At 45.0% G+C, this 13,589-nt stretch carries 16 protein-coding genes; 12 read left to right on the top strand and 4 right to left on the bottom strand.

Going from position 1 to position 13,589, the window contains the following annotated elements; genetic code table 11:
- The first annotated feature begins 1 nt into the window (after position 1).
- The 5 genes from BGP76_RS12605 (at position 2) to panB (ending at position 2,833) form a co-directional block, all read left to right on the top strand.
- Entirely contained in the window at positions 2-433 is a 432-nt protein-coding gene (locus tag BGP76_RS12605) for a SufE family protein (protein WP_119844922.1), read from the top strand.
- A 1-nt stretch (position 434) separates the two neighbouring features.
- Entirely contained in the window at positions 435-740 is a 306-nt protein-coding gene (locus BGP76_RS12600) for an iron-sulfur cluster assembly protein (protein WP_073122471.1), read from the top strand.
- 74 nt (positions 741-814) lie between these two features.
- Positions 815-1,231 carry a BrxA/BrxB family bacilliredoxin gene (locus BGP76_RS12595; protein WP_073122469.1) on the top strand — a complete coding sequence of 139 codons (417 nt, stop codon included), beginning with the start codon at positions 815-817 and terminating at the stop codon, positions 1,229-1,231.
- A 101-nt stretch (positions 1,232-1,332) separates the two neighbouring features.
- Positions 1,333-1,890 (top strand): thioredoxin family protein, encoded by a 558-nt coding sequence (locus BGP76_RS12590; RefSeq protein ID WP_119844921.1) that lies wholly within the window; start codon positions 1,333-1,335, stop codon positions 1,888-1,890.
- Positions 1,891-2,014: 124 nt separating this feature from the next.
- Positions 2,015-2,833, top strand: coding sequence for a 3-methyl-2-oxobutanoate hydroxymethyltransferase (panB, locus tag BGP76_RS12585; protein ID WP_073122466.1), 819 nt, complete (start codon positions 2,015-2,017; stop codon positions 2,831-2,833).
- A 559-nt stretch (positions 2,834-3,392) separates the two neighbouring features.
- On the opposite strand, the gene BGP76_RS12575 is transcribed toward panB, so the two are convergent.
- The 3 genes from BGP76_RS12575 to BGP76_RS12565 form a co-directional block, all read right to left on the bottom strand.
- Positions 3,393-3,692: a helix-turn-helix domain-containing protein gene (locus tag BGP76_RS12575; RefSeq protein WP_119844919.1), complete on the bottom strand. Its 300-nt coding sequence runs from the start codon at positions 3,690-3,692 to the stop codon at positions 3,393-3,395.
- A complete protein-coding gene (locus BGP76_RS12570; protein WP_119844918.1) occupies positions 3,689-4,033 on the bottom strand; it encodes a type II toxin-antitoxin system RelE/ParE family toxin in 345 nt (114 codons plus the stop codon). The genes BGP76_RS12575 and BGP76_RS12570 overlap by 4 nt, the downstream gene beginning before the upstream one ends.
- A 117-nt stretch (positions 4,034-4,150) precedes the next feature.
- Positions 4,151-5,341 carry a DUF4105 domain-containing protein gene (locus tag BGP76_RS12565; RefSeq protein WP_119844917.1) on the bottom strand — a complete coding sequence of 397 codons (1,191 nt, stop codon included), beginning with the start codon at positions 5,339-5,341 and terminating at the stop codon, positions 4,151-4,153.
- An 89-nt stretch (positions 5,342-5,430) separates the two neighbouring features.
- Between BGP76_RS12565 and BGP76_RS12560 the strand changes: the two genes are divergently transcribed.
- Both BGP76_RS12560 and BGP76_RS12555 read left to right on the top strand, forming a co-directional pair.
- Complete coding sequence (locus BGP76_RS12560; RefSeq protein ID WP_119844916.1) at positions 5,431-6,459, top strand: SPASM domain-containing protein; 1,029 nt, start codon at positions 5,431-5,433, stop codon at positions 6,457-6,459.
- A complete protein-coding gene (locus BGP76_RS12555; RefSeq protein WP_119844915.1) occupies positions 6,452-6,994 on the top strand; it encodes a 2'-5' RNA ligase family protein in 543 nt (180 codons plus the stop codon). The genes BGP76_RS12560 and BGP76_RS12555 overlap by 8 nt, the downstream gene beginning before the upstream one ends.
- Before the next feature lie 153 nt (positions 6,995-7,147).
- On the opposite strand, the gene BGP76_RS12550 is transcribed toward BGP76_RS12555, so the two are convergent.
- Entirely contained in the window at positions 7,148-7,642 is a 495-nt protein-coding gene (locus tag BGP76_RS12550; RefSeq protein WP_084190509.1) for a DUF6702 family protein, read from the bottom strand.
- A gap of 102 nt (positions 7,643-7,744) precedes the next feature.
- On the opposite strand from BGP76_RS12550, the gene BGP76_RS12545 reads away from it, so the two are divergent.
- The 5 genes from BGP76_RS12545 to BGP76_RS12525 all read left to right on the top strand — a co-directional run bounded on the left by BGP76_RS12545 (position 7,745) and on the right by BGP76_RS12525 (position 13,514).
- On the top strand, positions 7,745-8,329 hold the full coding sequence (locus BGP76_RS12545; protein WP_119844914.1) for a HupE/UreJ family protein: 585 nt from the start codon (positions 7,745-7,747) through the stop codon (positions 8,327-8,329).
- A 60-nt stretch (positions 8,330-8,389) separates the two neighbouring features.
- Positions 8,390-10,612, top strand: a complete 2,223-nt coding sequence (locus BGP76_RS12540; protein ID WP_119844913.1) for a M1 family metallopeptidase — start codon at positions 8,390-8,392, stop codon at positions 10,610-10,612.
- Positions 10,613-10,694: 82 nt separating this feature from the next.
- Complete coding sequence (locus BGP76_RS12535) at positions 10,695-11,258, top strand: hypothetical protein (protein WP_073122452.1); 564 nt, start codon at positions 10,695-10,697, stop codon at positions 11,256-11,258.
- Between the two features lie 66 nt (positions 11,259-11,324).
- Positions 11,325-12,032: a response regulator transcription factor gene (locus tag BGP76_RS12530; RefSeq protein ID WP_119844912.1), complete on the top strand. Its 708-nt coding sequence runs from the start codon at positions 11,325-11,327 to the stop codon at positions 12,030-12,032.
- A gap of 3 nt (positions 12,033-12,035) precedes the next feature.
- Positions 12,036-13,514, top strand: a complete 1,479-nt coding sequence (locus BGP76_RS12525; RefSeq protein WP_119844911.1) for a cell wall metabolism sensor histidine kinase WalK — start codon at positions 12,036-12,038, stop codon at positions 13,512-13,514.
- Positions 13,515-13,589 lie beyond the last annotated feature (75 nt).

Below are 13,589 nucleotides of genomic sequence, written 5' to 3'. Positions count from 1 at the left end.
TATGGCAACAATCAATTCTGTACAACAATCAATCATTGAGAATTTTGGGATGTTGGATGGCGACATGGAAATGACCATTGGTTATATCATGGAGTTGGGAGCGAAGTTGCCGGAGTTTCCAGAGGAGCACAGGACGGACGAAAATATCGTCAAGGGCTGCCAGTCAAAGGTGTGGCTCTATGCTCATCTAGAGGGGGACAAAGTAATCTATCAAGCGGACAGCAATACGGCCATCACCAAAGGGCTGGTGAGTATGCTGACGGAGATATTGTCTGGGCAGACGCCTGACGATATATTGAGTGCAGATCTGTTTTTTCAAGAGCGAATCGGGATGAACAGATTTATCGGTACACAAAGGTCGAATGGCTTTGGTGCCATGATTAAGCAGATGCAGATTTATGCATTGGCATTGAAATCTAAAATAGGAGCTTAAGATGGAAGATTTGAAAGAAAAGGTCGTAGAGGCCATCAAAAAAGTATACGATCCAGAGATTCCTGTGGATGTCTACGAGTTGGGATTGATCTATGAGATCAGTATCCATCCGGTCAATAGTGTCTACGTGTTGATGACGCTGACTTCTCCAGCTTGCCCGTCTGCGGAAGCGATTCCAGACGAAATGAAGCAGAGGATTCAAGAAATCGAAGGGGTAGGGGAGGTCAATGTGGAAGTGACTTTTGATCCTCCATACGAGACTGATATGATGTCCGAGGCAGCCAAGTTGGAACTCGGGTTTATGTAATAAAGAATTAGTCAGGCGATTGCAGATAGGATTTAGTCAGTGATCGTTTGATAGGGAAATTAAATAATAAAGAAATGTATCCAGAAGAATTAGTAGCCCCAATGAGAGCAGATTTGACCTCTGCGGGATTTGAAGAATTGAAAACAGCAGATGCTGTGACTGAGCACTTGACAGACCATAGTGGTACGACCCTTTTGGTAGTCAACTCGGTATGTGGCTGTGCAGCAGGTGCTGCTAGACCCGGTGTGAAAATGGCTGTCGCCAATGGCGCTAAAAAACCCTCACATTTGACAACTGTATTTGCAGGAGTAGATGCTGACGCGGTGCAGAAGGCGAGAGAGTTTACGTTGCCTTACCCTCCATCATCTCCATCGATCGCGCTGTTCAAGGACGGTGAGTTGGTGCACTTTGTCGAGAGACATCACATCGAAGGACGTAGCGCTGAGATGATCGCTGACCACTTGGTGAGTGTATTCGACGAGTACTGCTAAGCCAGTCTTAACATATTAGAAAATAGACATTAGAGAATCGAGTATCTGATGTCTATTTTTGTTTTACTCCATTTTGAGTTCTAATTATTAACCCCAAAACCATGGCCAGAACCGAATCCAATATGATGCCGCTAGGCACTGTCGCTCCCAAGTTTAACCTACCCGATACCGTATCTGGAAAGAAGCTTTCTTTTGATGCTATCAAGTCTGACAAAGGAACTGTGGTGATGTTCATCTGCAATCACTGCCCCTATGTGATACATGTCCAGGAAGAAATCGTCCGCATGGCCAAGGAATATGGCGAGCAAGGACTGTCCTTCGTGGCAATCAGCGCCAATGATGTGGTCAATTATCCAGAAGATGCGCCAGACAAGATGACGGAGCATGCCCGAAAATATAATTTTGATTTTCCCTACCTCTATGATGAGTCTCAGGAGGTCGCGAAGGCATATCAAGCGGCTTGTACACCTGATGTTTTCGTCTTTGATGGACAAGACAAGTGTGTCTACCGTGGTAGAATGGACTCTTCGACACCAGGCAATGGGCAAGTCGTAACAGGCGAAGAGCTTCGGATGGCATTGGATGATTTGGTCAAAAATCTCCCTATCGATAGAGAACAGCATCCGAGCATAGGCTGTGGGATCAAATGGAAGGCTTAATACACGTAGTTTGAACGTGTGAGGATGGCAAAGAGACCCGATTGTGTAATCTGGTTTTAACCTTTTATTTGTTCGGTATCAAATAAACTTTCAACTTTACGACTTTTAACATTGAACAACGGCCATGTCTGTACACAAACCCAATATCAAGCGCGTCACGACGCATCAACTACAAGAGATGAAAAATCGTGGAGAGAAAATCTCCATGCTTACGGCCTATGATTTTTCGATGGCGCGGATCTTGGATCAAGCAGGGATCGATGTGCTACTTGTCGGAGACTCAGCGTCTAACGTCATGGCGGGTAACGAAACTACCCTGCCGATCACACTGGATCAGATGATCTATCATGCGCAGGGAGTCGTTAGAGCGATCAACAGAGCTTTTGTGGTGGTGGATTTGCCATTCGGTAGCTATCAAGGCAATTCTCGTCAGGCACTCGAATCAGCGATCCGAATCATGAAAGAATCTGGTGCGCACAGTGTCAAACTTGAAGGAGGAGCGGAGGTACGAGAGAGCATTCAGCGCGTATTGACGGCAGGTGTGCCTGTGATGGGACACTTGGGACTGACACCACAGTCGATCTACAAGTTCGGGACCTATAGCGTGAGAGCCAAGGAGGAAGAGGAGGCCGAGAAGCTGATTTCAGATGCCAAGGTGCTCGAAGAATGTGGTTGCTATGCGATCGTTTTAGAGAAAATACCGAGCAAACTGGCCAAGCGAGTAGCAGAGACAGTGTCCATTCCGATCATAGGGATAGGGGCTGGGCCTGATGTAGACGGGCAGGTACTGGTCGTGCACGACATGCTAGGGATCACACAGGAGTTTCAGCCAAGGTTTCTACGCCAATATGCTGACATCAGCAAAGCCATGCGTGAGGCCACCGAAAACTATATCAAAGACGTCAAAGCCAAGAGTTTCCCCAATGAAAAGGAGAGTTATTGATTTAGCTTGTTTCTGTTTTCTTAGTTAGAATGTCTTATGACAGGAGTTAAATAAGGTGTAAATGATCAACTCAAATGAGTCTGTGCAATGCCTGCTGAAGAGAAACTGGATGTAGAGGTTGTAGAATTAGGGTGAGCTAACACATTGAGCCAGGATGATACAAGTCTGAAGACTTGTCTTACATAGACTCTTTCAAGTCTCGCTTCACTCTAAGACTTGAAAGAGCAGGGGTATCTTATGACAGGAGGAGCTGGTTTTTCGAGAGATTCCCAAAATTCATCTAGGAGTAATCGTTCTCTATTGAAGGGGAGTGGGCTATATAAGAGTTTTGATAAGTCGTACATATCAGATTATATCATTTCTCGGAAACCAAGGATATTCAAAGAAGCAACACCTGAGTATTTGGCTGAGCTCCATGTCAAACTCGCCGCTCGTCGCAAAAAGGAAATCAAGCGAAAAATCAAAGCCATGGTTCTGTCTTTATTGATCGTCAGCTTGATAGTGTTGTGGCTTTTTCTTTCGTGACCACAGTGGAGAGGTAGTGGCGTTAGAGATGTTTTTACAGAAATGTTAGACCTATGCGTTTGTTTAAGCCTTTTTCGAAAATCCTTATAAGGGTAGAAAGCTGGATATTTCCTTTTGCATTTTCAATTTTTGAAATGTAGCTTTTTTTAGTTCCAGCCCGTTCTGCCAATTGTTCTTGCGTCATGTTTGCCGCTTTACGGGCATCTTTGAGCATTTCACTCACAATAAACATTTGAGCACCTTCTTCATATTCGTTCCTTGAATCAGTACCAATTGAACCATGTTCTACTTCTAGTAGCTCATCGAATGTTGTAACTTTTGAGTAATCCTTCATGATCTAATGTTTTTTGATTGAAAGTATTCGTTTTTAAGTCGCACTGCTTTTTCAATTTCATTCTTCGGTGTCTTTTGAGACTTTTTCTGAAAGCCGTTAAAGAGAATAACAATTTGACCTTCATCAAAACAGCAAAATATTCTGTAGATATTTGATTGATATTCTACCCGTATTTCAAATAATCCATCATGTACCGTCATTGGAGCTAAGAATTTCTTAGGAACCATATCTACTTGCTTGATGAGTTCAAAAACGTATTGAATTTTTCTTTTAACACCATCAGGTAATTTAGAGTAGAACTTGATGAAATGACTTTCGTGAAAAATTATACGTCTTGTCATGCTGTAAAGTTATCTTAAAAGATAACATAAGGAGCGGTGCTAAAGCAATATTATTAGGAATAAAGGAGATGTATGAGTGTTTTTGTCCATAAATGGTCGGTTTTTGGTCAGTGAGGGTTATTTTTTCTGTCCTTTCAACCAATAGCCCAAGTAGAAACTGCGAATCATTAGGGCTAAGACGAGGGGGATGAAAGCTTCGTGTAGTTGCTGGGGGAGTGCACCACTGAGGATGACCTGTAGCATGAGCACGAACCCGTATAGGTTGAAATAGTATTTGAGCCATGGTGCTTTCTTTTTTCGGAGTAGGAGGATGAGTGCGGTCAGGTTGAGCGGTGTGCACCAGATGAGGTTGTAGTTGTGCTGGGAGAGGTGATCCGTGCCAAACCAAAGGAGTAGTAGACTGATGCCGAGCACACCCGTGCTGCCGAAGAGGATCACATCGACGAAACGGTAGTTGGCCTGATATTTCAGACTGCGGTGCGTGACCAGTCCTATAAAGAAAAATACCAATACGAAGATCAAAAATGGACGAATAGGACTTGCCATGCTGGGTTGGTCGGCTGCTTTGTTGACTATCTTTTTGGTTTTGACGAGCGGTTGAGTGGTCGAGTCATTGGAGAGCTGGGCACCATCTAGGGCGATCTCGAGGTACTCGGGCATGTACATGTAGGCTGCGCCATCGGCACGTCTGTCAATCTCCGACCCGAGACAAAAGTCTATCCCTAGGTCTCCCCATGGTTGCTCTCCCAGATATTGGTCCATGAGGTCTCTGTAGCTGAGGGAGTCGTTGGCATAGCTGTAGTTGAACTGGACGCGTCCGTCTAGTGATTGTTCGATGACGTCTCGGATTTTGGTCGCGCAGTTGTTGTAGCAGTAGTTGTAGTAGTAGTCGGCGTTTTCGGGTTTGGCGTTTTCCGTTAGGAAGTCGAAGATCTCCTGTTTTTCGGTTGGGCTTAGGTTGAGGGTTTGTTCGGTGATGGTGCGGTTGATACTCATGTAGTAGCGCAGAAAACGCGAGTAGTGTGCCGTGCCGAGCTTGTAGAGTAGTTTTCCTTTGGTGAAGTTGAGGTAGAAATTGGGCTGATCAAAGTCGAAGATACCGTAGTTGAACACGATATCGAGGCGGTTGAGATCGTCACGTACACGGACGGCACTGTGTCCAAAAGCCGAATAGAGCTCCTCCTGTCCGGGGCTCATGGTCATGACGATGATCTCTGCCTGACCCGACAGCTGCGTGCGTTGGGCGAGGGTAGCGTGAGCGATGAGGGATAGGAAAACGAGCGTTAGGAGTGTTTTGAAGCCTTGCATGTGTCAGAGTGTATTGAGCGAGTAAATTAACCTGTCGCTTTTTTTGAATCAAATTTTAGATGGACTAAAATGCAGCCTTTCTCCCAAAGGTGACACAACTACACGATCATATCAATCTACTCTCGAAACTGGATGTGCGCAAAGTGCGCAACGCCTATCAAGTGTGGAAAAGCTATCGCCGGAGTAAGGGGAGTGGCGGTTATGTCGCGCCGGGTTTGCCACTGAGTATCGCGATCGAACCGACGACTTCTTGCAACTTGCGGTGTCCCGAATGTCCGAGTGGTTTGCGGTCGTTTACCCGACCGACGGGGATGCTGGAGCAGCGCTTGTTTGAGCGGTCGATTGAGCAGATGAAGGCACATTTGATTTACTTGACGTTTTATTTTCAAGGAGAGCCCTACTTGCATCGACAGTTTTTGGATATGGTGCGCTATGCCAGTGATCGCCGCATCTACACCGCCACGAGTACCAATGCGCATTATTTGGATGACCGACAGGCCGAGGCTACTGTGCGATCGGGTCTCGATCGGCTGATTATCTCCGTAGATGGGACGACACAGGAGACCTATCAGAACTACCGTGTGGGTGGTTCGCTGGACAAGGTGCTGGCAGGTGCGCGAAACATGGTCAAATGGAAGCGGGAGCTCAAAAGCAAGACACCTCATTTGATTTTTCAGTTTTTGGTCGTAGGACCCAATGAACATCAAATCGACGAAGCAAAACAACTCGCCAAGGATATTGGCGTCAATGAAATACAGTTCAAGACGGCTCAGATCTATGACTACCAAAACGGGTCTGATCTGATCCCTGAGAACCCTCAGTATTCGCGCTACCGCAAAAATGCCTTGGGCAAATTCGAGTTGAAGAATCCACTGCTCAATGAGTGCTGGAAGATGTGGCAGGGCTGTGTGGTGACCTGGGATGGCAAGGTCGTGCCTTGCTGCTTTGACAAGGATGCCAAGCATCAGCTCGGAGATCTCAACGAACAACCCATGGCTGAGATTTGGTACAGTGACAAATACACGAATTTCAGAAAAAGCATCTTACAGTCTCGCTCCAATATTGATATTTGTCAAAACTGTAGTGAGGGCTTAAAAGTGTCGCTAACCGATGGCTAAAAAGAATCTATATTTCGTGGCAATCGTGCCAGAGGAATCTGTGCGAGAGCAGGTGCACCAGTTCAAATGCGAAGCGGCTGATCGCTACGGCTCGAAGGCTGCGTTGAAATCCCCACCGCACATCACGCTGCATATGCCGTTTCAGTGGAGAGACGACCGAGAGGATCAGCTGCTGGAGGTGATGCGTTCTTTTTCGTTTGATCGCTATCCGATAGAGCTGACGCTCGATGGGTTTGACTTTTTCCCGCCTAGGGTGGTCTACATCAAAGTGGAGGAAAACGAGGCATTGCGCGAATTGCAGAAGGATCTATGCGATCACATCCGTCGCGAGCTCAACATATTCAATGCGACCTACAAAGACATGGGGTTTCATCCACACATGACGATTGCATTCAGAGATTTAAAGAAGACGCTTTTCCCTCAAGTGATGGAGGATTATTCGCAGCGGAACTTCCAAACCAAAATGACTGTAGCAGGCTTTACACTGTTGAAAAACGAGTCTAAGCAATGGCAGGAGGTGCTGTATACGGGGTAGTGTGATAGAAAAGGTGTGTGCCACAGGCCGAGGATCAGAATAGTTACAATCCCTCCAAGGGCTGAGTTTTAATAAAGCAGCGCACGATCGACAGTCTTGATGTTATGGGGCTAAACCCTTGGAGGGTTTTCTGCTCTAAGGTTCGACTCTGACTTAATAGACCAGTTGATCGACGGGTTGTTTGGTGTCCAGTTTTAGACTTTTGTTGCCCTCTGGCGTTTTGACATGGACGAGATTGATCTGGTCAGCGAAGAGTTCGAAGAGTACGGTGTTTTTGACGGATAGCGATTTGAGTTTTTTGACCTTGGGTACTTCGATGAAGCAGATCAAAACATCCCCTTCTACTTTCGACCCGAGATAGTCGAGTGTGACTTGTTTTTCATTCACGGATATGACAAAATGCTCCAGCATGTAGGCCTCTATCAGAGGGTTGAGTTCGGTGAAGTCTTCTGTAGTGGAGATGTTGTATGCATGATCCGTATCGAATCTGGTGAGCGCCTGTTCTAGGTCATCGATGAAGATACGTTGGCTGATTTCTAAGGCTTGAGACTCGGTATCATGCTCTAGTTTGGTAACTGACACATGGAAATCATGGAGCATCATACCGCTCATATAATTTATTAGCAACACAAAAGAATAGATCGTCATGAAGTCTGATTTTAAAACTATGTTTACAATATACGTACCCACAAAAGTAAGGAAACTTACGAGAGAGGTGTTGGATATTATACAAACGGCGAGCGAATAGCGATGACAGATTTTCAGTTGTATTTTGAATTAGGGAGAGAGCATATCATGGACATCACAGCCTATGATCACATCTTGTTTGTGATGGCGCTGTGTACGATCTATCAGGTAGCTGAGTGGAAGAAAGTCTTGATTTTGGTGACGGCTTTCACGATTGGGCACTCATTGACATTGGCACTGGTGACTTTGGATTTGATCGCAGTGAACTCGGCGGTGGTTGAGTTTTTGATTCCCGTGACGATCCTGATTACGGCCTTGGGCAATATCGGAAAGCGCAACGTGGATTTTCATCAGCGCGCCTCTCGAACCAATTACTTCTTTGCTTTGTTCTTTGGTCTGATCCATGGTTTGGGTTTTTCCAATTACCTCAAAGCCTTGTTGGGTACGGATACAGATATTATTGGTCAGCTTTTTGCCTTCAACGTAGGGCTTGAGGTTGGTCAAGTTTTGATCGTATTGATTTTTATGGGGATAGCAGCGGTACTACATTTTTTCTTTCATATCGCGAGGAGAGATTGGATACTAGCCGTCTCCTCAGCCATCGCAGGTATCGCGGTGATGCTGATGGTCGAGACTAAATTTTGGTAATAGATTATTAACTAATAGGTGCGTTAGCACCGAGGATTCTACTTAAATAAATTTCACACTATGAAGAGAATAATGATGTTCGCTCTTGCTTTGATGCCGCTATTGTCGCAGGCGCAGGGTGTATGGGAGCAGAAATTTGAGCAATTGGGCACTACCCTGCCCACACCGAACCAATACAGAACGGCATCTGGTGCTCCAGGAGTAGACTACTGGCAGCAGAAAGTGGATTATACCATCGATGTAGAGCTCAATCAGGCAAACCATGAGGTGACAGGTAGTGAGGAGATTACTTACACGAACAATTCACCAGATCAACTCTCGTATCTATGGGTGCAGTTGGATCAAAACATGAGAGCTAAGGATTCGGATACACCACTCGTAGAGGCGAATGAAGTCAAAAAAGAAATGACAGGAAAGTCACTGCAAAAGTTGACCAATGGGTTTGATTATGATGGAGGATTCAAAATCAAATCTGTGACAGATGCCAAAGACGCGGGGCTGCCCTACACGATCAACAAGACGATGATGAGAGTAGATCTTCCTGAAGTTTTGAAAACAGGTGAGAGCGTTACGTTCAACATCGCATGGTCATATACTGTGCAGGACAGACTCAATATGGGAGGTCGTTCGGGATATGAGTATTTCCCAGCGGATGACAACTACCTCTATACTATCGCGCAGTGGTTTCCACGTCTAGCGGTGTATGATGATGTAGAAGGCTGGCAAAACAAGCAATTCCTCGGTAGAGGGGAGTTTGCGTTGGAGTTCGGGGATTATGAAGTTAACCTGACCGTCCCTGCGGACTTCATCGTGGCATCTACAGGTACGCTGCAAAACCCTAAAGATGTTTTAACGGCCAAAGAATTGGCTCGTTTTGAGAAAGCCAAAACGTCTTTTGATGCGCCTGTTATCATCGTGACAGAAGAAGAAGTCATCGAGAAAGAAAAGACTAAATCAACGGCAAAGAAGACTTGGAGCTACAAAGCTGAAAATGTAAGAGATTTTGCTTTTGCTGCATCAAGAAAATTTATCTGGGATGCACAGGCAGTTAAATTGGGTGATAAAACACCACTGGCAATGTCTTACTACCCTAAAGAAGGAAACCCGCTATGGGAAGATGAGTCTACCAAAGCAGTAGTCAATACACTCATCACGTACTCAAAACACACGGTAGAATATCCATATCCAGTAGCGATTTCGGTGCATACCGCAGCGATAGGGATGGAATATCCGATGATTTGTTTCAACTATGGACGTCCTGACGAAAATGGAGAGTTTTCTGATCGATTGAAATGGGGAATGATTGGTGTGATTATCCACGAAGTAGGGCATAACTTCTTCCCGATGATCATCAACTCTGATGAGAGACAGTGGACATGGATGGACGAAGGGTTGAATACATTCGTACAGTCACTGACCGAAAAGGCATATTATCCAGAGAAGCCTTTGAGAAGAGGCGAAGCGAAATTGATCGTCGATTACATGAAGGGAGACAAGATGTTTATCCGTCCGATCATGACGAATTCAGAGCAGATCATTCAGTTTGGAAACAACGCCTACGGGAAGCCAGCAGCAGCGCTTAGCGTATTGAGAGAGACGATCATGGGGCCAGAATTGTTTGACTATGCATTCAAGACGTACTCAGAGCGTTGGGCGTTCAAACACCCGAGCCCAGCGGACTTTTTCCGTACAATGGAGGATGCTTCGGCGGTAGATTTGGATTGGTTCTGGAAAGGATGGTTTTATTCAACAGATCACGTAGACGTATCGCTAGACAAAGTGACTTGGTACAAAATGGGCGTACCAGAAGAAACCGTAGAGAACAAGCCTAAGAAAGGTAAAAAGGACAAGAAAGTCTCTGAAAGTACTGAGGATGAGAAGGTGCTTGATTTTGCAGAAGAAGCAGAGATTTTCGAGTTTAAGGATACCGAAGACAAGAGCTACTTTGAGTTCTTGAACAGAGTAGACGATGCAGCTGTCAAACTGGCCAACGAGAACAAAAACTTCTATGAGCTGACGTTCTCTAACCAAGGAGGTCTAGTGACGCCATTGATCGTCGAGTGGACGTATGAGGATGGTAGTTCTGAGACGGAGTACATCCCTGCTGAGATCTGGAGAATGAATGAAAACGAAGTGAAAAAGGTCTTCGTGAAGGATAAGAAAGTCACCAATATCGTGATCGACCCTAAGGAAGAAACGGCTGACACCAATGTAGAAGACAATGTCTTCCCACGTGTAGAAAAGCCATCTGACTTTGATGAGTTCAAGTCGGACAAGAAATAAGGTCAATTAGAATTAGAATCGAAACCTCTGGGAATTATCTCAGAGGTTTCTTTGTTTAGAGGGCTATAACAAATCAAAAACTATGGAATCTTTCGAATATGTGGTGGTTTTAACTTCCTTGATTCTTGGCCTAGCGATGGCTCAGATTTTAAATGGTGTCTCTGATATGGTGGCACATTACAGCAAGATCAAATTCAGCTTTGCGCATACGATTCTCATCGTCATCATATTTTTTGTTACGATTCAGGATTGGTTTTACAGTTACCAGTACTCTAAACAGATAGAGGAGTGGACTATGCCGACCGTCTTGTCGATATTGAGTTTTCCGATTTTATTGTTTATCGAAGCACGAATCTTATTCCCAACAGGTACCAGAAGCAAGGAGGTGGATATGGATGTGTATTTCTATGACAACTGGAAGTGGCTCTATACGCTTTTCACGATGACCATCATTGTGAGTATCCTCCAAAACATCTTCTTCTCTGGGTTTACGATTATCGAACAAGTACCATTGATGCTTTATGCAGGGGTTTATTTGCTGTTTATTTTTGGAGACTTCAAAAACAAGCTCTACCATGATATATTCATGGTAGCACAGTTATTTGTGTGGTTGAGCTTCTTTATTTTAGAAAAATCTACGCTGTAGTCTTTGTGAACTTTTCGTGATCTTTTTGCCGTTTCTTTACGAGTGACTAATTCCTGATGCTTGACCATGGACAAAAAAGTACTGATCATAGAAGACGACGAGAGTATCGTAGAGCTGTTGACGATACATCTACGAGATTTACACTGCGAGGTAAGTAGCGCCTATCGGGGCAATGAAGGTGCTACTATGGCGATGACGGGAGATTATGACCTGATCGTCTTAGATATCAATCTCCCTGAGAAAGATGGTTTGGATGTATGTCGTGAGCTACGTGCCGCTACCGTACTGACGCCTATCCTGATGCTCACCGCACGCTCCGAGGAGATAGATAAGATACTGGGACTGGAAACTGGGGCTGACGACTACCTTACCAAACCTTTTAGCATTCGAGAGTTTACAGCTAGGGTTAAAGCTATTTTTCGTAGATCCGATATGTCTCGACCTCAAAATCAGAAAGAGGAGCTGGCTACCATCGTATTAGGTTCGCTATCCATAGATCAGGAAAAACGCAAAGTCCTCAAGTACAATGAACGTATCGAACTGACGCCCAAAGAATTTGATTTGCTAATCTTGCTAGCGCAGCACCCAGGCCGTAGCTACAGTCGCGAACGATTACTCTCACTGGTGTGGGGGTATGAATTTAACGGATATGAACATACCGTCAACTCTCACATCAATCGCCTGCGTGCCAAGATAGAAGATAACATGAATGCACCTCACTACATCCTCACCACATGGGGAGTAGGTTACCGATTCAACGACGAACTAACATAAATTATGGCTTCACCATCCAATTACTCGACGGGTTTGTTTCTCAAACTGGCAGGGATTTTTCTCCTTCTTTTATTGTCTGTTTCTGCGCTGTACTTTTACTTTTCCCTGACGGTGGCTGACAAGCATTTTCAGGAGAAGAATCAAAAACTGAATGCCGATGTGGCCAAGCATATCGGTACGGAGCTGAAACCGTTTTTGGACGGGAAACTTAATGAACAGGCTACGGACGATATTATGCACCACATGATGGCGATCAATCCCGCCATAGAAGTGTACCTGCTCGATACCACAGGGGCTATTCTCAACTATGTCGCACCTTACAAAAAGGTGGTTTTGGATCGTGTGGGTCTCCAGCCGATAGCAGAGTTTTTGAATCCGAGTTGTGAGGCGATGATCCTAGGTGATGACCCTCGAAAAGAGGGACGAAGCAAGGTCTTTTCTGCGGCTAAAATCGAGGAGGATGGACAAGCACTAGGCTATGTCTATGTGATCTTGGCAAGTGAAGAGTATGATAGTATCGGCGAGCAGCTGTTTGATAGTTATATACTGAGATTAGGGTCTGTATATGGGTTGATTGCGGTGCTGGCAGCGTTAGTGATCGGGGTGTTGGCTATTTATTTCATTACACGAAATCTGAGTACGGTGATTGATACCGTTCGCCGTTTTCAAAACGGGGAGATGAGTGCTAGGATCGAAGTGACGAAAGGGGGCGAAATCAATGAGCTCGCAGAGTCATTCAATGAGATGGCAGATACAATCGTCGGTAACATTGAAAACATGAAATCGATGGAGAACCTACGTCGAGAATTGGTCGGGAATGTGTCTCATGATTTGCGAACTCCTCTCGCGGTGATCCATGGATTTATCGAGACACTGATCATCAAAGAAAAGGGGTTGAGTGATGAGGAAAAGAGAAAATACCTGTCTAGAGCACTAGATGGAACCGAGCGTCTCAAAAAGCTAGTCGAAGAATTATTCGAGCTATCCAAGCTGGAGGCAAAACAAGTTATACCCAACAAGGAAGCGTTTTTTATCAATGAACTGATAGATGATATCACTCAAAAATATGCTGTGTTGTTAGAAGAGAGAAAGCTGACCATGATACCAGTGCATGAAAACCACCCGTTTATGGTGTATGCTGATATAGGACTGATCGAGCGAGTCCTTCAAAACCTAATAGATAATGCCATCAAGTATACACCAGAGAATGGAGAAATTCGCCTAGAAATCAATGCGGTCAAGGAGCAGGTTGAGATCAAAGTCACCGACACAGGTAAGGGGATTCCTGAGGATCAGATACCCTTTGTGTTTGATCGCTATCATATCGGAGACAAACGTATATCACTAGACCAAAACAGTACTGGGCTGGGGCTGGCCATTGTTAAGCGTATTTTGGAAATCCATGATTCGTCGATTCGGCTGACTAGCGCAATGGGGCGTGGGACGACGTTTTCCTTTGATCTACCACAGTACACGGCTTAGGTTTGAAGGTTTTATGATGTCTTCGTGATAGTTCTGTGACATTCAAAAAGGATCTTTGGATAGAACAAAAACTAA

It is taken from the genome of Reichenbachiella sp. MSK19-1, assembly GCF_003590315.1.
Lineage (GTDB): Bacteria > Bacteroidota > Bacteroidia > Cytophagales > Cyclobacteriaceae > Reichenbachiella > Reichenbachiella agariperforans.
Note: the sequence above shows the minus strand (reverse complement) of the source record. Positions and strands in the feature narration are given on the sequence as shown.